Origin of the sequence: Streptomyces sp. CA-210063 (genome assembly GCF_024612015.1) — a bacterium.
In the GTDB taxonomy this organism is placed as follows: domain Bacteria; phylum Actinomycetota; class Actinomycetes; order Streptomycetales; family Streptomycetaceae; genus Streptomyces.
Map to the genome: position 1 here is coordinate 5,237,206 of NZ_CP102512.1, position 18,819 is coordinate 5,256,024.

22 protein-coding genes are annotated in these 18,819 nt (G+C 70.9%); 12 read left to right on the forward strand and 10 right to left on the reverse strand.

Going from position 1 to position 18,819, the window contains the following annotated elements:
• Window positions 1-75 precede the first annotated feature (75 nt).
• From JIX56_RS22700 to JIX56_RS22710, 3 genes are all read left to right on the forward strand, one after another.
• Window positions 76-756, forward strand: coding sequence for a class I SAM-dependent methyltransferase (locus JIX56_RS22700; protein ID WP_257543043.1), 681 nt, complete (start codon window positions 76-78; stop codon window positions 754-756).
• A gap of 288 nt (window positions 757-1,044) precedes the next feature.
• A complete protein-coding gene (locus tag JIX56_RS22705) occupies window positions 1,045-1,392 on the forward strand; it encodes a helix-turn-helix domain-containing protein (protein ID WP_257543044.1) in 348 nt (115 codons plus the stop codon).
• Window positions 1,393-1,711: 319 nt separating this feature from the next.
• On the forward strand, window positions 1,712-2,212 hold the full coding sequence (locus tag JIX56_RS22710) for a DUF3515 domain-containing protein (protein WP_257551037.1): 501 nt from the start codon (window positions 1,712-1,714) through the stop codon (window positions 2,210-2,212).
• Window positions 2,213-2,429: 217 nt separating this feature from the next.
• On the opposite strand, the gene JIX56_RS22715 is transcribed toward JIX56_RS22710, so the two are convergent.
• Window positions 2,430-2,894, reverse strand: a complete 465-nt coding sequence (locus tag JIX56_RS22715) for a hypothetical protein (protein ID WP_257543045.1) — start codon at window positions 2,892-2,894, stop codon at window positions 2,430-2,432.
• 128 nt (window positions 2,895-3,022) lie between these two features.
• Here JIX56_RS22715 and JIX56_RS22720 point away from each other — a divergent pair, with 128 nt between their 5' ends.
• On the forward strand, window positions 3,023-3,613 hold the full coding sequence (locus JIX56_RS22720; protein WP_257543046.1) for a TlpA family protein disulfide reductase: 591 nt from the start codon (window positions 3,023-3,025) through the stop codon (window positions 3,611-3,613).
• Window positions 3,614-3,645: 32 nt separating this feature from the next.
• Here JIX56_RS22720 and JIX56_RS22725 read toward each other — a convergent pair whose 3' ends face one another.
• From JIX56_RS22725 to JIX56_RS22735, 3 genes are all read right to left on the reverse strand, one after another.
• Complete coding sequence (locus tag JIX56_RS22725) at window positions 3,646-4,443, reverse strand: hypothetical protein (protein ID WP_257543047.1); 798 nt, start codon at window positions 4,441-4,443, stop codon at window positions 3,646-3,648.
• 167 nt (window positions 4,444-4,610) lie between these two features.
• Window positions 4,611-5,522: a L,D-transpeptidase gene (locus JIX56_RS22730; protein WP_257543048.1), complete on the reverse strand. Its 912-nt coding sequence runs from the start codon at window positions 5,520-5,522 to the stop codon at window positions 4,611-4,613.
• Complete coding sequence (locus JIX56_RS22735; RefSeq protein WP_257543049.1) at window positions 5,512-6,015, reverse strand: SigE family RNA polymerase sigma factor; 504 nt, start codon at window positions 6,013-6,015, stop codon at window positions 5,512-5,514. The genes JIX56_RS22730 and JIX56_RS22735 overlap by 11 nt, the downstream gene beginning before the upstream one ends.
• A gap of 151 nt (window positions 6,016-6,166) precedes the next feature.
• Between JIX56_RS22735 and JIX56_RS22740 the strand changes: the two genes are divergently transcribed.
• From JIX56_RS22740 to JIX56_RS22755, 4 genes are all read left to right on the forward strand, one after another.
• A complete protein-coding gene (locus JIX56_RS22740; protein WP_257543050.1) occupies window positions 6,167-6,640 on the forward strand; it encodes an Ig-like domain-containing protein in 474 nt (157 codons plus the stop codon).
• 164 nt (window positions 6,641-6,804) lie between these two features.
• On the forward strand, window positions 6,805-7,374 hold the full coding sequence (locus JIX56_RS22745) for a hypothetical protein (RefSeq protein WP_306819870.1): 570 nt from the start codon (window positions 6,805-6,807) through the stop codon (window positions 7,372-7,374).
• A gap of 150 nt (window positions 7,375-7,524) precedes the next feature.
• Window positions 7,525-8,196: a SigE family RNA polymerase sigma factor gene (locus JIX56_RS22750; RefSeq protein WP_257543051.1), complete on the forward strand. Its 672-nt coding sequence runs from the start codon at window positions 7,525-7,527 to the stop codon at window positions 8,194-8,196.
• Window positions 8,193-9,005, forward strand: a complete 813-nt coding sequence (locus tag JIX56_RS22755) for a hypothetical protein (protein WP_257543052.1) — start codon at window positions 8,193-8,195, stop codon at window positions 9,003-9,005. Before JIX56_RS22750 ends, JIX56_RS22755 begins: the two co-directional genes overlap by 4 nt.
• Before the next feature lie 75 nt (window positions 9,006-9,080).
• Here the strand turns inward: JIX56_RS22755 and JIX56_RS22760 are convergent, their stop codons facing one another.
• The 5 genes from JIX56_RS22760 to JIX56_RS47670 form a co-directional block, all read right to left on the reverse strand.
• The gene (locus JIX56_RS22760) at window positions 9,081-9,797 is read right to left on the reverse strand and encodes a TIGR03943 family putative permease subunit (RefSeq protein ID WP_257551039.1); all 717 of its coding nucleotides are present in this window, start codon (window positions 9,795-9,797) and stop codon (window positions 9,081-9,083) included.
• Window positions 9,794-10,777 carry a permease gene (locus JIX56_RS22765; protein WP_257551040.1) on the reverse strand — a complete coding sequence of 328 codons (984 nt, stop codon included), beginning with the start codon at window positions 10,775-10,777 and terminating at the stop codon, window positions 9,794-9,796. The genes JIX56_RS22760 and JIX56_RS22765 overlap by 4 nt, the downstream gene beginning before the upstream one ends.
• A gap of 148 nt (window positions 10,778-10,925) precedes the next feature.
• The gene (locus tag JIX56_RS22770) at window positions 10,926-12,269 is read right to left on the reverse strand and encodes a helix-turn-helix domain-containing protein (RefSeq protein WP_257543053.1); all 1,344 of its coding nucleotides are present in this window, start codon (window positions 12,267-12,269) and stop codon (window positions 10,926-10,928) included.
• 347 nt (window positions 12,270-12,616) lie between these two features.
• Entirely contained in the window at window positions 12,617-13,195 is a 579-nt protein-coding gene (locus JIX56_RS22775) for a Uma2 family endonuclease (protein WP_257543054.1), read from the reverse strand.
• 138 nt (window positions 13,196-13,333) lie between these two features.
• Window positions 13,334-13,714, reverse strand: a complete 381-nt coding sequence (locus JIX56_RS47670; protein ID WP_306819871.1) for a cold-shock protein — start codon at window positions 13,712-13,714, stop codon at window positions 13,334-13,336.
• Window positions 13,715-13,909: 195 nt separating this feature from the next.
• Here JIX56_RS47670 and JIX56_RS22785 point away from each other — a divergent pair, with 195 nt between their 5' ends.
• A complete protein-coding gene (locus JIX56_RS22785) occupies window positions 13,910-14,512 on the forward strand; it encodes a hypothetical protein (RefSeq protein ID WP_257543055.1) in 603 nt (200 codons plus the stop codon).
• A 396-nt stretch (window positions 14,513-14,908) separates the two neighbouring features.
• Entirely contained in the window at window positions 14,909-15,748 is an 840-nt protein-coding gene (locus JIX56_RS22790) for an NPP1 family protein (protein WP_257543056.1), read from the forward strand.
• Window positions 15,749-15,861: 113 nt separating this feature from the next.
• Here JIX56_RS22790 and JIX56_RS22795 read toward each other — a convergent pair whose 3' ends face one another.
• The gene (locus tag JIX56_RS22795; protein WP_257543057.1) at window positions 15,862-16,014 is read right to left on the reverse strand and encodes a hypothetical protein; all 153 of its coding nucleotides are present in this window, start codon (window positions 16,012-16,014) and stop codon (window positions 15,862-15,864) included.
• Window positions 16,015-16,215: 201 nt separating this feature from the next.
• On the opposite strand from JIX56_RS22795, the gene JIX56_RS22800 reads away from it, so the two are divergent.
• Together JIX56_RS22800 and JIX56_RS22805 are read left to right on the forward strand one after the other, a co-directional pair.
• Window positions 16,216-18,183 (forward strand): WD40 repeat domain-containing protein, encoded by a 1,968-nt coding sequence (locus JIX56_RS22800; protein WP_257543058.1) that lies wholly within the window; start codon window positions 16,216-16,218, stop codon window positions 18,181-18,183.
• Window positions 18,184-18,342: 159 nt separating this feature from the next.
• On the forward strand, window positions 18,343-18,729 hold the full coding sequence (locus JIX56_RS22805) for a hypothetical protein (RefSeq protein WP_257543059.1): 387 nt from the start codon (window positions 18,343-18,345) through the stop codon (window positions 18,727-18,729).
• The last annotated feature ends 90 nt before the right edge of the window (window positions 18,730-18,819 follow it).

Genomic DNA, 18,819 nt, shown 5'->3' on the forward strand with positions numbered 1-18,819 from the left:
CGCCCTTGGGACGCCGTTTTGCCGGACCGGCAACAGGAGTGGCAGACCGGGACAGTGGTGGGCGACGGTGGGCCCGTGACTGACGACAACGCAGCAGGCTCGCCCGCGTCCGACCTTCCCTCGCCCGCCGACGGATACGTCGGAGATCCCGCGGTACGGGCGGAGTGGGACAACCGATACGCCGACCGACAACAGCTGTGGAGCGGCCGGCCCAACGGTGCGCTCGTGGCCGAGGTCGCCGGACTCACCCCCGGGCGGGTGCTCGACGTCGGCTGCGGCGAGGGCGCGGACGCCGTCTGGCTCGCGCGCGGCGGCTGGGACGTGACCGCGCTCGACGTCTCCGGCGTGGCGCTGGAGCGGGCGGCCGGGCACGCGCGGGACGCCGGCCTCGCCGTTCACTGGGTCCACGCCGCCCTCACCGAGGCGGCGCTCCCGTCGGCCTCCTTCGACCTGGTGTCCGCGCAGTACCCGGCCTTGCGGCGCACCCCCGACGCCGCGGCCGAGCGAGCACTGCTCGCGGCCGTCGCGCCCGGCGGCGTGCTGCTGCTCGTCCACCACGCGGGGATGGACACCCAGCAGGCGGACGAGGGCGGCTTCGACCCGGCCGACTACGTCTGGCCCTCGATGGTCGCCGATCTGCTCGACGACGACTGGGAGGTGGAGGTGGACGAGCAACGGCCACGCCTGTCACCCGACGGCGGCGCCGGCGCACACCACACCGACGACGTGGTGCTGCGGGCGCGCCGGCTGCGCTGAGACACGAGCCGATGCCGGTCCCCGTTCCGGTCCCCGTTCAGCTCCGTACACAGTGGTCCCCCTGTGTAGTGGAGTTTCTGTCGGTGCGCGGCAACGAGCGTAGGGATCAGCCGGGGTGGCGGAAATTGTCCTTTGGGGCAGTGTCCTCAAGGGACCCCTCTCTGTGACGTGGCCGTGTCATTCCAGGGTTCTTCTTGTCAGTAGCGGACGCTAAGTTGGGGGGTAGATCGCCGCCGCACCCGGGGCACGGGGCTCTGTCGGGAAAGCGGCATCGGGAAGGGCCGACCAATGACCAAGAGGTCTGACGTAGGAGACACGGCTTGCGCCTACCGGCGCACGGGGGCCGATCCGGTCCGGGACATCAGCAGGCTCAAGACGCTGACGGACCGGGAGAAGGAAGTCCTGCTTCTGCTGGGCACGGGCCTGGGCAACCGGCAACTGGCCCGGGAACTCGGCATAGCCGAGCGGACGGTGAAGGCGCATGTCGCACGCATAGTGGAGAAGCTGGAGCAGCAGACGCGACTGCAGGCCGCGGTGCTCTCCGTCCTCGCCCACGAACTGCTGTGCGCCGATCCGCGGTGCGCCTGCGGCTCCGCCGCGCCTCTGCCCCGGCTCGTCGGGGCGTCCACGGTCTGAGCGCCGCCGGCTGCGGGGAACCCTTCGAAAGGCGCCTCGCAGACCAGGTTTTGGCGTTTACTTGTGGAAATTTTGACCATTCGCCGAGACCTGGACGCGCCCGCTCGTCAGCAACACATCGGCAACACATCAACCAGTCGAGCAACTTACGGGGTGAATACGACCATGTGCGCAGTCCTTCGATGTCCCAGCCTTCGATGTCCCAGCTGTTGATGTCCCGGCTGAGCTAGTCCGCGATCAGAAATGACAGGTGTGAGGAGGGGTCCCACCGCGGGCCCCTCCTCCGCCGTACGACGACGGAGCACGGGAGTTGACCAGGATGAGGCGCCCTTCGAGGCGTGGGCAGGTCGCGATCGGGGTGGGTGCGGCCGCCGCGGTGGTCGCCGGGGTGCTCGTGGCCCGGGAGGTGTCCTCCCCCGCCCTCGACGTGCGGCCGGCCGCGCGGGCCGGGGACCCCGCCTGCACCGGGATCGCCGGCCGCTACCCCGCCCGGATCGTCGGCGAGTCCCGCGACCCCGTCTCCGTGACCGGCGTGGCCTCCTGGGGCAACGGCGGCGTGGTGCTGCGCTGCGGCCTCGAACCCCCGGCCGAGACCGGCGACCCGTGTGTCGAGGTCGACGGCGTCGACTGGGTGTTCAGGGAGGACCGGTCCGCCGGTTCCGGCTACCGCATCCTCATCACCTACGGCCGCGACCCCGCCGTACAGGCCTTCGTCGACGACCGGATCACGGCGATCGACGGCGTGCTGGTGGACCTCAGCGATGTGGTGAGACCGATCGAGCGGTCGCCCGACGACGAGTGCGTGGCCGCTCCGCGCTGACGCACCCACCACGCCACCCACCACCCCGCCCGCCCTCCCGATCCACGTCCGCCCGCCAGTGTTCCCCCCTCGGTGCCACCCATCGGTGCCACCCATCGGTGCCCCCGACCTGCACGAATCTAGGCCGGAGCCGGGACGCCCCGCGACGTCTCATGGGGAGGTGTTCCCCGGGGCACTGCCCCAAAGGGCAGCGCCGCGACAGCAGTTGAGGTGGCGGTCAGGCCGTGTGGGCGCGGCCGCCGCCGAGGCTGCCCGAGGGTGCCGTCGGGATGAGGCGGTCGTAGCGCCAGGCGCACAGGCCCAGGGCCATCACGAACTGCAGATTGAGCAGGGCGGCGATCATCAGCAGGAAGGCCCAGTCCACCGCGTCGGCCAGCCCCTCCCCGGCCAACACCGCGGTCGCCACCAGGGACAGCAGATACAGGACCGCGTACACGGAGATGTCGATGGTCGCGGTGCGCCAGCGCGACAGCGCGGGAAGCACCTTCCGGACCACCGTCAGGACGAGGACCGCCACCGGCGGGAAGAAGAGCCCGCCCCCGACGATCATCTCCAGGCCGAAGTCCCAGACCGACATGTTCACTCCGGCCGCCACCACGTTCATCACGACCACCGCCCACAGCCATGAGGGAAGGGTGACCATGGCCGCGTACTCGACCGCGCGGCGCCACGGCGTAATCATCTGCACTCCTCGCATCCCCGTATGTCACCGGCGGTCAACCGGTGACCACAGCAGTGTCCCAGCCGTCAACGGGAGGGCGATCGGCAGCCTCCCCGAGGGAGTTGCTTAGGGCCCTAAGCTGTACGGCGATGAAGACGAACCCCCGCGCGGCCCTGTGCGTGGTGGTGGCCGGGCTCGTGGTGACCGGCTGCGCCACCCCGAAGGCGTTGCCGACAGACGCCGAACAGGCGGAGTCGGCTCAACAAGCGGGCGGGCCGGGGCTGTTCCGGAGCATCCCGGTGGCCGAGCGGCCCGCCGCGCCCGACTTCGCCGGCACCACCGTCGACGGCGAGCCGGTCCGGCTCTCCGACTACCGGGGGCACGTCGTCGTCGTGAACGCCTGGGCCTCCACCTGCGGCCCCTGCCGCGCCGAATCACCCGATCTCGACCGTACGCAGCGGAAGCTGAAGTCGCGGGGCGTGCGGGTCCTGGGTGTCAGCACCGACGCGTCCCGGCGGAACGCCCTCGCCTTCGAGCGGGACCTCGGCCTGTCCTACCCGAGCCTGTACGACCCGGGCGGCAAGCAGTTCCTGAAGCTGCCGAACGGTCTGGTGAACCCGCGGATCCTCCCCTTCACCCTGTTCGTCGACCGCGACGGCCGGATCGCCGGGGCCGTGCAGAGCAAGGTGTCGGAGAAGGACGTGCGCAGCGTCGTCACGACGATGCTGGAGGAGCAGTAGGCGTCGCCCGCTTCTCCTTCTTCCCGCTCCCCTTACTCCTCTTCCTCTTTCTCCTGTTTCTCCTCTTTCTCCTTCTTCAGGAGGTCCTGGAGGCGTTGGGCGCCCGCCAGGGTGGCCTCCCTGGTGGCGGCTTCGTCGATGCCGTAGAGGCCGCCGTGGGTGAGGAGGGCGGCGGTGTCGCCGACGCGTACGGTGACGAGGTCGAGGGTGAGGGCACCGTCCTCGCCGTCGACGTCACCGCTGACGGTCAGCCGCAGCCCCTGCCGGGCGTCGCCGATGCCGCCGGGGATCTCCATGGGGGTGACCTCGGCGTCGTACTCCCGTCCCTGGACGCCGGTGATGGTGAACTCCCCGCAGCTGTCCATGAGTTGCCGGAAATAGCCGAGGCGCGTGTCGAGGTCGGCCCTGTCGTACGCGCCGACCTGGTAGCGCAGCTGGGCGCCGTACTCGTTGTCGTCGAAGCCCGTGACGGCCGTGCCGCCCCTGGGCTCGCCGAGGAGGTCCTCGGTGTAGACCGCGTCGAGGAGTTCCTGGCACTCGGGGCGGTCGGTGCGGCCCTTGAGGACGCCGTCCCGCCAGGTCGCCGCGCCCTGGGTGTCGGACCAGGCGTCGCCGAGGTCGCCCTGGCGGAGCAGGGCGCTGCGGGCGTGGGCGTCGGTGAGGGCGGAGGCCGACGGGGCGGTGGGCGAGCCGGAGGCCGTGGTCTCGTCGACGACAGCGGCCTCCGGGAAGCCGCGCGGGTGTCCCGGATCGTCCACCGCGCAGGCCGCCACCCCCGCGAGCATCCCGACGCCCACGACCCGGGCGAGAACACGGTACGGACGACGCATGGCGGAGCCTCCCGAGAGCACGACGTTTCGTCTCCTAGGCCAGCACCACCCGGGCCCGCCCACCAGCGCACAAGGGCGTACGGGTGACCGCCTCCCCCGTACGGCGCAGCCCCGGGCGTCGCAACCCCGGGCGCGTGCGAGGCCGGCTTCCCGTCCCGGCCGGGCGGCTACCCGGGCGAGGCGCTCTCGGGCAGGGCGGTCGGGACGACCCGGCCCTCGTCCGTCGTGGGTGGGGTGACGGTCGGTGTCCCGGTCGGGCGCGGTTCCGGTGTCGTCGGCGCGCCCCGGATCTCCACGAGCGCGCCCTGCCGCAGCCGCTCGTACAGCCAGCGCGCGTCGGCGGTGCGGAGGCCGATCCAGCCGGGGGTGGTGTCGTAGGTGCCGGGGGCCTTCTCGTCGTAGGTGAGGGCGGCGATGTAGACCACGGTGCCGGCCACGCGCCGCGTCGGGCTCCCGCTCGCTGGCTCGCTCGGGGCCGTGGTGGCGCGCTCGGCCCCCGTACCGGGCAGAGTCGCCGTACCGCGACGCTCATCGCCCACGTCAGCCCCGTCCTCCGCACCCCCGTCCTCGCCCACGTCACTCCCGCCCTCGTCCCCCGCGTCGCTCGCCTCGACCGGGGTCAGCTCCAGGACCCACGGCAGCTTCATCTCGTACCCGTCACCGAAGCCGAGTGTCTCGCCGGTGACGATCTTGTCGGTGCTCTTGGCGGTGACGGTCATGAGGCCGGTCGGGGTCGGAGTCTTGAGGGTGCCGGAGGAGATGGGCAGTTCGCGCCCGGCGACGGTGAGGGTCCGGCGGGAGAGGTCCACGGTGGCGTCGGGGGCGGCGGACACGTCGACGGTGGGGGTGGCGGAAGCCGCCGGCTCCCGTCGGTCTTCCGTGCCGTGGGACGAGGCGACGCTCAGGGTGAGGAACGCGGCCAGAGCCGCCGCCGCGCAGCCTCCGGCGGTCGCGGCGGTCGTACGGCGACGGCGTCGGCGGCGTCCCGCGGTGGCGCGGACATCGGCGCCGGAGCCGGGCGGGGACGTCTCGGCGGTCTCGGCCAACTCGCGTAGACGGGTGGTGAGTTCATCGGACACGGCCGTCCTCCTTCTCACCCTCGCCGGGGGCCAGTTCGCGCGCCAGCGCCGCCCGGCCGCGGGACAGCCGGGCCTTGACGGTGCCCACGGGCGCACCGGTCTCGGAGGCTACCTGCTCGACACTCAAGTCGCACAGATGGTGCAGAACCACTGCCATCCGCTGGGCCTCCGGTAGCCTGCGCAACGCCTGGACCAGTACCGCGCGTTCGGGATCGGGCCCCGGCGCGTGGTCCGGGGGCGGATCGCGGCGGACCAGCTCCAGCCAACGGCGCGCCCGCCGCCAGCGGCTCACCGCGAGCCGCATCGCCACGGTCCGCAGCCACGCCTCGGGCGCCCCCTCCGCGAGGAAGTCCCGCCGCCGGTCCCAGGCCCGTACGAAGGCCTCCTGCACGACGTCCTGCGCCTCGCCGTGGTCCCCGGTGAAGGCGTAGAGCTGGCCGGTCAGCCGGGGGAACGCGGTGGCGTAGAACGCGTCGAACTCTTCCTCGGTCATGCCCCTGCCATTGTCCGAAGTCCCGTGCATCGCCGTGCAACCCGGTCGCCCCCGTCGTGCGTACAGGTCCCGTACGCCACGCCGCACATCGAAACACATCGCTGGAACACACGGCCGAACACATCGCTGAAGACATCGCTGGGGGAAGACCATGACCACGAGGAACAGGGCCGCGGGAACGGGGAAAGCGCGCCGCCACGTTCGCGTGCTCGTCACCACCGCCGCCTGTGCGTTCACGCTCGCGCTCACGGGCTGTTCGGGGAGCGGGACGGGGGTGCGGGTCGAGGGGCCGAGCTCGATACCGCAGGCCCAGGCCGAGGTGGACGCCGGGATCGACGGCGCGCGCGTCGACATCGCCGACGGGCAGACCGTGGGCGTCGGCGGACCGATATCCGTCACCTTCGACCGCCCGGTTCCGGCAGCCGAACGCGCCCAGGTGGAAAGACAGTTGAAGGTCGTCATGGACTCCGGTGTCGACGGCTCCTGGAGCTGGGTCGAGGACCGCGACCTCGCCGACGGGCAGCGCGTCGCCTTCCGGCCGCGCGTCTCCTGGAAGCCCGGCACGAAGGTCACCGTCCAGGTCGGCGCGGACCTCACCCGTCACTTCACGGTGGGCCGCTCCTGAGGCCGGAAGAAAGTCGCCGGAAAAAGTCGCAGGAAAAAGTCGCAGGAAAAAAAGTCGGCTGAGGCCGGAAACAACTTGGCCGCCGGTGTCATCCATCCCCTGCGTTCCGCGGGTTTTCAAGGGTGTCAGACCAACACACCTATGGGGGTAGTCCGTTCGTGACCATGACACGGATGCACAAGTACGTCGCCGTCGCCGCGCTGACCACGCTGCTGGCGGGGGCTCCGACACTGTCGTACGCCGTCTCACAGGGGGAGACGGCGCACACCACCGCGCAGACGGCCGCCGCGGCGGCCAAGAAGGCGCCGACTCCGCGTATCGTCAAGCCCGGTGAGCACGTCGTCGCCGCGCCCGGCTTCGAGCTGTGGCTGACGGCGGAGGGCAAGCACTGGACGGACCCGGACATGCCCGACGACCCGCAGTTCCGCAGCGTCGTCGACGGCAACATCGACCCGACGCAGCCGGGGGTCTCCCTCCAGGCGAGCGGCCTCGATGGCCACTACTACCTCTCCGGCCTCTACTACGGCGGCAAGGGCACGGCCTCCCGTGTCGAGGTCGCCACGAGCACGGGCAAGGTCCGCGGCAAGCTGATCGAGCTGGCCGGGAAGCCGGGCTGGGGCGTCTGGTACGCCATCGCCGACCTGCCCCCGGGGGACGACGGGGGGGACTTCCTCCGCAATGTCACCGTCTACGACACCAAGGGCCGCGTCTACTCCCAGCTGCAGCTGAACTGACCGGCAGCCGACGCGATCGGCAGACGGCCGACGCGATCGGCAGACGCCGACGCGTTCGGCCGCTCGAAGTGACCGTGTGGGCGGGGGACTTGACCACTCCCCCGCACGCTCGGCACGCTCCCCCACTCCCAACCCCGAGGACCGTCGTCCGTGCCGCACGAGAAATCCGGACCGCACGAGCAGGCCGCGCCGCACGAGCAGCCCGGACCGCCCGAGGGCGGCGACTTCGCCGCGTACGCCACCGCGGCCTGGCCCCGTCTGGTGCGCACCGCGCACATGCTGACCGGCGACTTCCACGAGGCCGAGGATCTCGTGCAGACGACCCTGGCGAAGGTGTACGCCCGCTGGCGGCGCATACCGCGCGACGACGTCGACTTCTACGTACGGCGTTCACTGGTGAACAACAACATCAGCCGCGTACGCAAGAGACGCGTGGCCCATCTGCTGACGCCGTTCCTGCCGGAGCGGGTGCACGAGCGGCAGGCCGGGCACGCGGAGTCGGTCGCCCAACGGGCCGCCGTCACCCAGGCGTTGGCCACGCTGTCGGCCCGGCAGCGGTCCGTGCTGGTGCTCCGCTTCTGGGAGGACCTCGGCGAGAACGAGATCGCCCAGGTGCTCGGCTGCTCGCTCGGCACGGTCAAGACCCATGTACGACGCGGCCTCCAGGCCCTGCGCGCCCACCCCGTGTTCGCCGCCGCCCCCCACACGGACGACGCCCACGACTCCACCGCCTCCCCCGCTCCCACCGCCTCCCCCGCTCCCTCCGCCTCTCCCCCGTCCGCCCCGGCGCCCCCCTCGCCCGTCCCCGGAGCCCGCCCATGAACCACCCGACCGCCGGGACCGACGCGACCGGAGCCGGTGGCGAGGACGCCGCCGACGCCACGGGGCAGCGGCTGCGCGAGGCGTTCACGGAGGCCGCGTACGACGTCACGCCGCCACCCGTACCGCTGGAGGCGATCGAACGGGACGGCCGCAGGCGTCGCCGTCGGCGCCGGGCCGCCGCGCTGAGCACGGGCTGCGGGCTGGTGCTGGCCCCGCTGGTCGTGCTGGCGCTCCGCCCCGACGGCCCCTCCTCCACGGTCCTGCCGATGGCCCCGCCGAGCCCGGTCCCGAGCGCCAGCGCCTCGCCCTCACCGACACCGACCTCCGCGACCTCCACGCCGCCCGCCCCGAAGGCCCGGGTCGTCGCGCCCGACGAGCGGGTGACCACCGAGGAAGGTACGCAGCTGTGGCTGACGGCGGACGGCAAGCACTGGCGGGATCCGGCCCCGGAGCCGGGCGTGACCAGTCCCGACGAGTTCCGCAGCCTGGTCGACGGCAACCTCGACACCGGCGAACCGGGCATCACCATGCAGGGTTCGGGCTCCGCCACCGCCGGCTACACGGTCCACGGCCTCTTCTACGGCGTCCGGTCCCCGGCGGCCCGTGTCGAGGTGACGACCTACGACGGCGAGGTCATCGACGGCATGGTCCTGCGCCTGAAGGGCAACACCAGCTGGGGTGTCTGGTACTCCCATGTGAAGGTCCCGGAGAAACTGGCCCGCTCCCTCGACTTCCAGGACCCCGTGCACGAGGTCAGGGTCTACGACACCGACGGCAAGGTGCTCGCGAAGATGGGGTTCGGCCCCTGACGCCCCTGACGCCCGTGACACCCCTGATCCACCCGATGCCCCTGACCCACCCGATGCCCCTGATGCCCTGAAGGCTCACCTCTTCTCGTACGGGTTCTCCGGCTCGGCCACCCGCCGCACCGACTCGGCGTCCAGCGCGGGCGGCCAGGCCTTCTCGGAGCCGAGTTCGCCCCTGGGGTGCCAGGTGCCGGTGACGGTGACCCAGGCGTCGGCGGTCGGAGCGTCGTCGTCCCTGATCTCGACCTTGTAGGGGCTGGCGTCGGCCGCACAGCAGGAGACGAGGAGCCGGGTGAGGTACCAGGTGCCGTCGTCCCCGTGCGTGACGAACCCGGTCATCCGGACCGTACGGCCCTTCAGCGACCGCTTGCTGTCGTAGATCGCCCGGGACGAGAACTCCCCGAGGGTCAGCTCGACCGGGTCCCCCTTCGGCAGCGCCGGGAACGTCCCGACGCCCCGCGCCGCGTACTCGGCGGCCTCCCGGTCCGCGCTGTACGAGCCGAGCGCCGGGGGCGGGGAGAGGAGGAGGACGAGCGCGGGCACGGCGAGCAGCCAGGCGACCCGGGGGCCGCCGGGGCCGTGGCCGTGACCACCCGGGTGATGGCCCTCGTCGTCGGCGCGGAGTACCCGTACCCCGGCGGTGATGCCCAGCACGACCAGCAGCACCCCGGAGACGATCAGGAAGGGGCGCAGCCCCGGCTGCACGTACCGCAGATACAGCTCGCTGAAGAGGGAGACGCGCAGGATCGCCGCGCCGGACAGGAGCAGGAGGACGGTCGGCCCGTAGCGCTTCACAGCAGCCACCAGCCCACCAGCGCACTGCTCGCCACGGCCACCACCCAGGTCGCGGCGGAGAAGCGGACCGCGAACGCGCGCCCGAAGGTCCCCGCCTGGAGTGCGATGAGTTTCAGGTCGACCATCGGGCCGACCACCATGAACGCCAGCCGCGCGGTCGGCGAGAAGCCGCTCAGCGACGCGGCGACGAAGGCGTCGGCCTCGCTGCACACGCACAGGACGACGGCGAGGGCGGCGAGGAGGAGGACGGACAGCCAGACGGAGCCGGTGAAGACGTCCAGGAGGCTCCTCGGTACGACGATGTCGAACGTGGCCGCCGCTGCCGCGCCGACGACGAGGAAGCCGCCCGCGTGCAGGAAGTCGTGCTGGAGCCCGGCGGCGAAGGCGCCCCAGCGGGAGCCGTCCTCGGGGGCGGGCCCCGTACCGCGCCTGGGCGGCCGCAGCCACTCGTCCCGCCCGAACCGCACCCACAGCCAGCCCATCACCACGGCCGTGGCGAGGGAGGCGACCAGCCGGCCGAGGACCATCATCGGCTGGCCGGGGAAGGCGACGGAGGTGGCGACGAGGACGACCGGGTTGATCGCGGGGGCGGAGAGCAGGAAGGCGAGGGCGGCGGCGGGCGCGACCCCGCGTCGCATCAGGCTCCCGGCCACCGGTACGGACGCGCACTCGCAGCCGGGCAGGACGACGCCGGCCGCGCCCGCGACGGGGACGGCGAGCACGGGGTTGCGCGGCAGCAGCCGGCTGAAGACCCGCTCGGGGACGAACGCGCCGATCGCCGCCGACACGAGCGTGCCGAGGAGCAGGAAGGGGACGCCCTGGACGACGACCGCCGTGAAGACGGTCCACCAGGCGGCCATCGCGGGGGTCGCGAGGTCGAGCGCGACCATCGGTCCCAGAACGGAGGCGACGGTCGCGATGGCGATGAGGGCGAGGCCGCCGGGCACGGCGTAGAGCAGGACGCGCACGACGAGCCGTATGCCGTCGAGGACGTTTCTCCGTCCTCCGTCGCTCGGCTGCCGCTCTCCGGTGCCCGGCCGCTCCTCGGCGCTTCTGTGCTGTTCCGCGGTCTCCAGCTTCCTCACATGAGGAAGGTATTGAGCGGGGCTGTACGGCGCCCCGGAATCGTCAAAGAGGCGGCTGTGCGGGCGCCGGTCCGAGTGTTGTGGTACCGGGGGCGGTGCGGTGGCCGAGGCCCGTGCGGTAGGCGTCGAGGGCGGCCTCCACCCGGCCGCCGCGGCGGTACAGATCCCCCAGCAGCCGGCACAGGTCGGCCAGGTCCCCGGCGGCGCCCGCCCGTTCCAGCAGGCTCAGCGCCCGTACGTAGTGCTCCTCGGCGGCGTCCGCGTCGCGGGTGTCCTCGGCGATGATGCCGAGGAGACGGTGGGCGGCGGCGGAGTGCAGGGCGCCGCGTTCGGAGTTGAGGTCGCTGAGGACCTCGCGGAGCAGTTCGGCGGCCTCGTCGGACTTCTCCCGGCGGTGCAGGACGTCGGCGAGTTCGACGGCGACCTGGCTGGTGTAGAGGGCGGCGCGCTTGGCGGAGAGCATGCGGCGGGCTTCGCGCAGCTCTTCCTCGGCGCGGGCGTAGTCGCCGTTCTGGGCGTGCAGATAGCCGCGCATCCAGTGGCAGTTGGCCAGTTCGGTGCGGATCTGGAGCTGCCGGTACAGCTCGGAGGCCTTGGCGAGCGACGCGTCGGCCTCGGCGATCCGCCCCTCGGCGATCATCGTCCGGGCGACGGACCGGTGCATACGGGCGACGAGGGCCGGGTCGCCGGACTGCGGGGCGAGCGCGAGCGCCAGCTCGGCGGCCTGGGCGGCGCGGGCGTGGGCGCCCATGTCCATGTAGGGGGCGATGACGCCGGTGTAGAGGAGGAGCAACGCGTCCGGGTCGTGCATGCCGGTGCGGTTCAGCTCGTCGAGCGTGGACTCGTACAGGTAGCAGGAGTAACGGAGTTCACCGGCGAGGTAGTGGGCGACCGCGCGGCCGCGCAGGGCGGGGACCCGGGCCGGCAGCGGGGCGTCGCCGAGCCGCTGCTCGGCCTGTTCGAACCGCAGCTGGGCGGTCTCCAGGTCCCCCGTCTCCAGGGCGCATTCACCGAGCCCGAGCAGCGCGTCGGCCTGCTCGGCGGTCAGCCCGTACTCCTCCGCCTCCGCGAGGACGACCGTGAACCCCTCGGCGGCGGCCTCCGTGGCACCGCCGGCGAGGGTGCGCTGGGCGCCGGTCAGCCGCAGCCGCAGCTCGGTGGCGAATCCGGCGGGGCGGCCGGTGGCCAGTTCCTCGTATCCGACCCCGAGCCGTTCGGCGATGTGCCGCAGCGCGGGTTCGGAGGCTCGGACCCGGCCGGCCTCCAGGGTCGAGATGTACGCCGGGGTGTACGCCGGTTCCGCCAGCTGACGCTGGGTGAGGCCCCGTTCCGTCCGCATCCGCTGCACTCTGCGCCCGATGACCTCGGGGTCGTCACGCTCGGCCATGCCTACCATGAAGTAAGCATGCCAGTAAGCCCGCTTACGCCGGCCGCTTTACCCCAACTCCCCAACGCCCTCTTGCCGTTGGCAGACCGAAGCCTTACCTTGAGCCGACACATTAAGTGACACGTTAACCACGCTTAATAAGCCACTCAGCGGTTCAGTGCCCGCTGCCGGCCGGCCCCCGCCGCAGCCACCCCTGTTCCCGTTGACGTCGCCGCTGGGAGGTCCCCATGATCCGAGACCTGCTCACCCGCCACGCCCGCTCCGTCACGGCGGCGCTCCTCGCGATCGCCGCGCTGATGACCCTCGCGAACGTGTTCCCCCGCTGACGCGAGCCCGCTTCCCTCCGCTCAGAACTCGGCGGTGTCCAGCTCGAAGCCGAGGGGGGCGGGCAGGGGCACGGCCAGCCCCATCTTGTGCTTGGCACCCTTGGCGTACTCGTCACCTGACGGCTCCGAGTACACAGTCACCTGCCCCTCCTCCCGGTCGATGAGGAGGTAGACGGGGATACCCGCCCGGGCGTAGCCGCGGATCTTCTTCTCACGGTCACGGTCGGCCGTGCTGTCGGAGGTGACCTCGGCGACGAGGAGGACGGGGGAGGGATCGTGCCACTCTTCCTGGTCGCCGAAGCTCCCCTTGGGGGCGATGACCAGGTCTGGGACGACGTGACCTGTCGCGGAGGAGCCGGGGACGGTCAGGCCGATGCCGGTGTAGTTGCACAGAGACCGGTCTTGTCGACGGTCGATGACCTGCCCGCTGAGTTCCGACACGATCCCCGCGTGCCGCCCGTCGCCCAGCGACGTCACACAGACGTCACCCTCGATCAGCTCCACGCGCCAGCCCTTGGGAGCGACCGCGCTGAACACTTCGAAGACCTGCTGCACATCGGCACCCTCGGGCGCAGGCGTGGTCGGCTCCGCCGTCGCCATGACAGACCTCCTTCGCTCAGCGCGACGCTTTCACGGTGGACCGGAAGCCCGCACAAGGAACCCGGAGCCATTCACTCGAACGGGTGTGCTGTTACGTTTCCGTGCGGGTCACCGGCGAGATGCCCTTGACCGGCCAGGTCACTCGTCGTCGAACTCGATGTGGACGTCGGTCAGTGCGAACACGTCGTCCTCCTCGTCCTCGTCCTCGTCGTCGTCCTCGTCCCAGTCGGTCTCCGGGTCGCCGGGGCGGCGTACCCGCAGGGCGCGGTAGGAGTAGCCGTCCTGGTCGGCTTCCTCCCAGGTGAAGAGGACGGCCTCGCCGGGTTCCAGGGACGCGAACGCGTCCGGATCCGGGGTGTGGACGGCCGAGAAGTGCGCCCAGACGTCGCCGGGGACCTCGGGCGAGGCGAGTACGCCCCAGCCGGACTCGTCGTCCCACGACCGGACGGTGCCATGAACCGGATGACTGCTGATCGTTCCCCCTACGGACAGATGCTGGTGAGCGTTCCGGACGCGCATTGTCGGCACACATCGGCAGGAGGGTCAATCGGCCAAGTCCGCGTCGCGGAACGGGCACAGTGGCTTCACGCACTCTCCCCCGACTTTCGCACGCGCACTGTCCCAAAGGACCTACCGCCGCCCCCGCTCTCTCTGATGAGCTGTTGATGACCAGGCAACTCCCCTGGTCTCACGCTTTTCTGAAACGGGGACACCTTGCAGAACGAAATGAACAAGGTCGGCCGCATAGCCGTCGTGTCCGGAGCCGCCCTGGCCCTGACCTTCGGCGCGCTCGGCGCCGCGGAGGCCGCACCGACGGGCGCGACGGGCGCGACGGGCGCCACGGCCCAGGAGACGACCGTCTTCACGCCGAAGAAGCAGGGCTACAACACGCCCAAGGCGAAGCAGAAGGCCGGGATCCTGCACGCCCAGGTCAAGCTGACGGGCAAGTACCCCAAGCACTACCCGATGCCCTGGTCCTTCAAGATCACCAACAAGAAGCTGAAGGCCATCGCCACCAGCAAGATGAACTGCAAGGCCACGGGGCTCAACGGCAAGTACCACGACAACCACGCCGCCATCCCGGTCGGCTACCAGTGGCACTCCACGGTGGGCAGCAAGGCCCACCCGCACAAGAAGAAGAAGAACTACACCCTCTCCGGCACCTGCGTGTTCAACGTCCAGGTCGGCGGCAAGCCCGGCAAGGCCACGGTGGGCTTCTCCTTCAAGTACGCCATCAACCCCGACAAGAAGAAGTCCGCGTCCGCGTCGCCGAACGCCGGCCCGGTCACCACGACGAAGATCGTCCTCGACCGCTGACGCACGACGGCCGACCGAGGTTCTTCAAGGGTGCCGCTCCTTACGGGGCGGCACCCTTGCCCGTCACCGAGCCCCAGCGGGTCGGCCGGGAGGGGACCGAGCACCTCTTCATGGGGACGCCGACGCCAAGGCCCACCAGCCATCGAATTCCCGTCATCCGCAGTAAGCCTCCCCTATGCCATGCAGAGCGGAAGTGAACCCCGATCGCCCGGAACGCGGTACTCGTGACGGCAGTCCGACGCGTTGACGAACAGACGCTTTCTCCACTTCCGGGGTTGGCATGGCTCTGCCAGCCTTGCCTCGCCGAACCGGGTCACCGGCGGCATCCCCGTATCTCCTGATCTCCCGTATTCCCCCGTGCAGAGCAGGCGACAAGTGACAAGTGGAGAACCGCTGATGTCGAACGCAGCCGCAGCCGCGGCCCCGAGTGGCAGAACGTCCCGCTTCCCCCGTCTCAGGAGCCTCGGCCGGACCGCGCTCGTCGCGGGCGCCGCCGCCGCGCTGACCATCGGGTTCACAGGCAGCGCCAGCGCCGCCGTGCTGACCCCGCTGTCCGAGCGCACCACCTCGTTCCAGAAGCAGTTCCAGCCAGTCTTCGACTACGACACGAACGGCTGCCTCCCCGTGGCGGCCATCGACATCAACGGCACCCTCAACGGCGGCCTCGACGACAGCGGGCCCGTCACCGGCCAGTGCCGCTCGGGCCACCTCGGTAACGCCAACACCTACTCGCGAGTCAAGTGCAACAACGGCTGGTGCGGGATCGTCTACACCCTGTACTTCGAGAAGGACATGAGCTGCGACAACTGCACCGCCACGTCGCACCGTCACGACTGGGAAGCCGCGGTGATCTGGATACGGCAGGGCGCGAGCACGCCCGAGTACGCGTCCGTCTCCGGCCACGGCAACTACACGACCACGTCGTTCGGCTCGGTCCCGAGGGACGGTGTCCGCCTCAAGGTCGTCTACCACAAGGACGGTGCGCTCACCCACACCTTCCGCTTCGCCAAGTCGGGCGAGGTCGCGGAGGCCTGGGGCGACGGCGGCTGGGACTTCCCGCGCCTGGTCAGCTGGAACAGCATGGGCACGGGCACCAACGGCGTGAACCTCCAGAGCCGGCTGCAGAACGCCACCTGGGGCGATGCCAACTTCCCGCTGAAGGACGGCCGCTTCAACCTCGAACTGGAGCGTGCCAAGCCGTCCGGCATCTCCTTCGACCCGAACGGCGCGGGCTGACCTCCAGGGCCGTGGCGCCCGGCACCCGCGCCCCGACAGGGGCGCGGGTCCGTCGTACCCGTCAGGGGCGCGGGTCCGTCGTACCCGTCAGGGGCGCGGGTCCGTCGTACCCGTCAGGTCGTCGTACCCGTCAGGTCGTCGTACCCGTCAGGCGGCGGCGTTGTTGAAGACCGGCGCTCCATGCGCGCCGCGAGCAGGTCGCCGTCCGGCATCTCCTTCAGCCCCACGTACAACGCGCCCTGACGCCGGGCCCTCGACAGCGGCACGCGGCTGAGCCGACGCGTACCTCCGCCGCTGGCGTACGTAAATGCATTGAGTTCTCCACCACCCCCTGTGACCCTCTTGTCAGTGACATGACTTAGTCTTCGCACACGCGTCACATGCGTCACACGCGCCGCACAGGTCGAACACACCGGCCCCGCGCGACGACGCGCCCATTTCTTTCGTTCCGGGGGGTTCGAAACCACGTGCGTATCCGCACTCTTCCGGCTGCCACCGCGCTGGCAGTCCTCTTCAGCTCGGCCGCGCTCACCGTCGGCACGGGCGCACCGGCGTCCGCCGACAGCAGCAGGGCCATCGCCGTATCGCAGCCGTACGACACGGTCGTGGACGCCAAGCACCAGCGGCTGTTCATCAGCGACCCGGGCAACGACAAGATCGTCGTCACCACCTACGCCGGTGTGGTCGTCGGTCAGATCACCGGACTCTCGCAGGTCAGGGACCTCGAACTCAGCCCGGACAACGGCACGCTGTACGCGGCCGTGTACGGCGCCGACAAGATCGTCGCCATCGACACGGCGACGCAGACGCAGACCGCCGAGTACGCGACCGGCGAGAACACCGATCCGTCCCGGCTGGTCTTCGCCGAGGGCAAGCTGTGGTTCGCCTACGGCGACCAGTGGGACTCCGGGCTCGGCGCGGTCGACCTGACCGCCGAGACCCCGACGGTCACGCTGGACCTCGCCGCGGGCCACGACTACGCCAGCCCTCCCATGCTGTACGCCGACCCGGACAACCCGGGCACGCTCGTCGCGCTCGACGCGGGCATCAGCTCCGGCCCGGTCATCGTCTACGACATCGCCTCCGGTACGCCGGTCATCCGGGTCTCCGCGAACAAGGGCGGCTTCCCGAACGACGCGGCCCTCACCCCGGACGGCACCCACCTCGTGATGGCCGGCCCCGGCAACCGCGCGCTCACCGAGTACCGCCTCTCCGACCTGGAGCAGACGCGCAGCTTCCCCGTGCCGGACGAGCCGATGGGCGTCGACATCGCCCCGGACGGCACGGTCGCGGCGACGATCTACGACTTCGACGACCAGGGCGACACCCATGTCTTCGCCAAGGGCGCGGACCAGCCCGCGAGCGTCCGTGACCTGCACGGCTCAACGCTGTGGAACGACAACGGCGTGGTGTGGTCCCCCGACGGCGACAAGCTGTTCGCGCTGACCTCGTCGTCGTACGAGACCCGCTTCCACGTCGTCGACGCGCCCCGCAAGTACGTCAGCACCGCCACGGTCAGCGCCCCGGCGACGGCCACCCGCGCCAAGCAGCTCACCGTCTCCGGCAAGCTCACCTCGAACCTGGCGCTGCCCGCCGGCACCCCGCTCACGGTCACCCGCACCGACGTGGAGTCCCCGAAGGGCAAGTCGCTCGGCACCAAGAAGCTGGGCACCGGCGGCAAGTTCTCCTTCACGGACACCCCGCCGGCCGGCGGCAGGGTCACGTACAAGGTGTCGTACGCGGGCGACGCGGACCACACCGCCGCGTCCGCCTCCGACACGGTCGAGGTCTCCCGCGCGACGCCCACGCTGACGCTGGACAAGAACCGCAAGACCTACGCGTACGGCGCGGACGTCAAGTTCACCGCGCACCTCGGCAAGACGTACAAGAACCGCAAGGTCGAGATCTGGGCCGACCCGTACGGCTCCGACAAGCCGAACAAGCTGGTGAAGTCCGGCACGGTCAACTCCTCGGGCAACCTGTCCGTCACCCTCGACCTGACCCGCGACACCAAGCTGTCGGCGAAGTTCGCGGGCGACGCGCGCTACAAGGCGAAGACGGTCACGAACACGGTCTACACGAAGGTCAGGATCTCCTCCTCCATCGCGGGCCACTACAAGACCCAGTCGGCCTGGGGCCAGAAGTACCACTACATCCGCAAGTCCAAGGACCCGGTCCTCAAGACCACGATGACCTACTACAAGGGCCGCAAGCAGCGCCTCCAGCTCCAGGCCTACTACCAGGGCGCCTGGCGCGACGCCGGCTCCGAGTACTTCCCCCTCGGCACGGCCGGCAAGTCCGAGATCACCCTGACCGGCACCCCGACCACGAACATCCGCTTCCGCTTCCGCTCGGAGTACCGCGACACGAGCTCCGGCGACAACGTGAACACGACGACGTACGGCGCGTGGAAGTACTTCATCTTCACGCAGTAGTCCGAGCAGTCCGGGGGCGACGCCCTCCGTGCCGGTGGCCCACGACGTCGAACGGCCGCTGTTGGCGAATCGCCAAGCGAGAGCCAAGTGGGCGCGTAGTCCCAGCGACACGCCGTGCAGGCGGCGTGTCGCTGGGACTCTCACGCCACTTGACAGCCGGTGACGGCACCGGCCGTTCCCGTGCCGTGGTGCGTCAGGCCGACGGGGGTGGCGGCGGAGTTCCCGGTCGTCGACCTTCCGCCGCTGGAGACGGCGTACTGGCTGATCAAGCCGCCGATCCTGGTCCGCGGTACGTGGAGCGAGGCGAAGGACGCGGCAGCCTGGCTCGGCGAGCGCCTGGCCGAGTACGCGCACCGGTTCGCCTCCGGCCACGACCGCGACACCACCCACCTGGCCAGGCTCGTCGACTCCGCTGTGGAGCGGCTGAATTCGGGAGCGGACGTTTCCCTCGGCCGCTACCTCGAACGCCCCACGTATCTCGCCGTGGCCCTGGTGACCTGTTCCCCGAACCGCTCCCTGCCCGACCTGCAATGCCCCACAGGGTGACCCGTCACGCTCCGGCCGGCTGCTGAACACCGCGTTCTCGGCGCCCCTGTGAAGCTCCTGTCAGTGGCGTGATCTAGTCTTCGCTCACGC

Excerpts from the sequence above, each read along its gene's own strand:
- JIX56_RS22705 (WP_257543044.1), top strand. The coding sequence starts at position 1,045 with ATGACCAAGAGGTCTGACGTAGGAGACACGGCTTGCGCCTACCGGCGC.
- JIX56_RS22710 (WP_257551037.1), top strand. The coding sequence starts at position 1,712 with ATGAGGCGCCCTTCGAGGCGTGGGCAGGTCGCGATCGGGGTGGGTGCG.
- JIX56_RS22715 (WP_257543045.1), bottom strand. The coding sequence starts at position 2,894 with ATGATTACGCCGTGGCGCCGCGCGGTCGAGTACGCGGCCATGGTCACC.
- JIX56_RS22720 (WP_257543046.1), top strand. The coding sequence starts at position 3,023 with ATGAAGACGAACCCCCGCGCGGCCCTGTGCGTGGTGGTGGCCGGGCTC.
- JIX56_RS22725 (WP_257543047.1), bottom strand. The coding sequence starts at position 4,443 with ATGCGTCGTCCGTACCGTGTTCTCGCCCGGGTCGTGGGCGTCGGGATG.
- JIX56_RS22735 (WP_257543049.1), bottom strand. The coding sequence starts at position 6,015 with ATGACCGAGGAAGAGTTCGACGCGTTCTACGCCACCGCGTTCCCCCGG.
- JIX56_RS22740 (WP_257543050.1), top strand. The coding sequence starts at position 6,167 with ATGACCACGAGGAACAGGGCCGCGGGAACGGGGAAAGCGCGCCGCCAC.
- JIX56_RS22745 (WP_306819870.1), top strand. The coding sequence starts at position 6,805 with ATGACACGGATGCACAAGTACGTCGCCGTCGCCGCGCTGACCACGCTG.
- JIX56_RS22755 (WP_257543052.1), top strand. The coding sequence starts at position 8,193 with ATGAACCACCCGACCGCCGGGACCGACGCGACCGGAGCCGGTGGCGAG.
- JIX56_RS22770 (WP_257543053.1), bottom strand. The coding sequence starts at position 12,269 with ATGGCCGAGCGTGACGACCCCGAGGTCATCGGGCGCAGAGTGCAGCGG.
- JIX56_RS22775 (WP_257543054.1), bottom strand. The coding sequence starts at position 13,195 with ATGGCGACGGCGGAGCCGACCACGCCTGCGCCCGAGGGTGCCGATGTG.
- JIX56_RS47670 (WP_306819871.1), bottom strand. The coding sequence starts at position 13,714 with ATGCGCGTCCGGAACGCTCACCAGCATCTGTCCGTAGGGGGAACGATC.
- JIX56_RS22790 (WP_257543056.1), top strand. The coding sequence starts at position 14,909 with ATGTCGAACGCAGCCGCAGCCGCGGCCCCGAGTGGCAGAACGTCCCGC.